Source organism: Sphingomonas sp. 3-13AW (genome assembly GCF_049311085.1).
GTDB lineage: Bacteria > Pseudomonadota > Alphaproteobacteria > Sphingomonadales > Sphingomonadaceae > Sphingomonas.
In genome coordinates this window covers 1-1,434 of record NZ_JASNVZ010000052.1, presented here as the reverse complement: position 1 = coordinate 1,434, position 1,434 = coordinate 1, and the positions used below count along the sequence as shown (strand labels likewise).

Genomic DNA, 1,434 nt, shown 5'->3' with positions numbered 1-1,434 from the left:
TAGCACTACTTTGGCAGAAGAGCGTGGGGAGGTCTGTTGAGGCTGCATCCACAGTGAGGGCAGTGGTGCGGCGGTGAGCGGAACAGGCGGTCAAGGATGGCCTGGCGCACTGCTGGCAGGCTGGGATGAGGAGGCGGGCCGAGTGCTCTTTTTTTTCCGCCCCGCCTGAGCGAGCCTTCGGGATTGCAAGAAGGCGTAGGCCATCATCGACATCAGGGCATGGCGGTGAAGTCCGGTCCATGATCGGCCCTCGAAGTGATCCAGCCCCAGTTCTTCCTTGAGTTGCTGATGGGCTTGTTCGCAGATCCAGCGCGCCTTGATTGCGCCGGCGAGAGCCTTGATCGGGGTGTCAGCGGGCAAATTGGAAAGATAATATTTGCGCTCGCCATTTGAGCGATGTTCACCCACCAGCCAGGCTTCCTCGCCCGGCATGTGCTGAGCTCCGGCGGAGCCGATCCGCTGGGGTGCGCCATCCGCAATGCGCACACGCATGGCAGCAAAGCGGGCGGTCAGGCGTCCCTTCGTTCCCTTTCGCCAACTGACCTGTCGCCACTTCGCGCCTTCAAGCATGGCATGCGCAGCCATGGATTTGACGTCCGGCACGTGACGCACCCTTGGGCGACCACGCCCCGCGACTGGGAAGATCAGTTGCACGTCGGCGGGATAGACCTTCTGGTGCCGGGGAATGCCGACGGCCCAGCAAAGGCCACGTGCGCTCAGCGCCTGCCGGAACGGAGCGGACAGCCCGTAACCGGCATCAGCCAGCACACAGCCAAAGCGTACTCCGGCAGCCATGACACGGTCGATCTCCTCGATCGCAATCTCGGGCTTTGTCCGGCATTGCTGTAAAGGGGCAGGCACGCCCGCCTTGTCCATCCTTGCGACATCGCTCGTCCAGCTTTCCGGCAGGAACAACCGCAAGCTCAGCATGAGGGGAACTTCGCCCGAGGCCAGCGTCACCGATACCATGGTCTGGCAGTTCGCATTCTTGCCCAGCGCCGTGGCGTACTGGGGCGCAACCCCAACCGAGGCCTTGCCCTTCTTCGGCAGGGCTGTGTCATCGATGATCAGCCAGGCTCCGTCACCGCCCACCAATTCGTCGGCCTGCTGCCACAAGGTCGCTTCCAGCGGACTGCTATCCCACAGGCCTGCCCCGATGAAATGATGCAGTCGGTCATAGGGTATCGCATCTGAGCGGGCTGCCATGGGCTGGATGCTCTTGCGATCGCCTGGCCCAATCAGGCCCGCGATGTAGGCTGGGCACATCCGACGACGCGTCTTGTTACCCAGACCTTCCAGATACGGCCCAAGCCATCGCTCCAGATCCGTCTGCCAGTCCTCGTCCATCGCCAGCCTCCGTCAAAGCTGGCTCCCCATGAATCACGCAATCAGCGGCGAGGGAATCCCTAAACTCATGCTTCTGCCAAAGTAGTG

The 1,434-nt window shown here is 62.3% G+C and carries 1 protein-coding gene; it reads right to left on the bottom strand.

All coding sequences use genetic code 11. The features are described 5' to 3' along the window. Positions 1-90: 90 nt before the first annotated feature. Positions 91-1,347, bottom strand: a complete 1,257-nt coding sequence (locus tag QP045_RS21445; RefSeq protein WP_406889367.1) for an IS701 family transposase — start codon at positions 1,345-1,347, stop codon at positions 91-93. Positions 1,348-1,434 lie beyond the last annotated feature (87 nt).

Coding starts and splice junctions, on each gene's coding strand:
- QP045_RS21445 (WP_406889367.1), bottom strand. CDS start 1,347: ATGGACGAGGACTGGCAGACGGATCTGGAGCGATGGCTTGGGCCGTAT.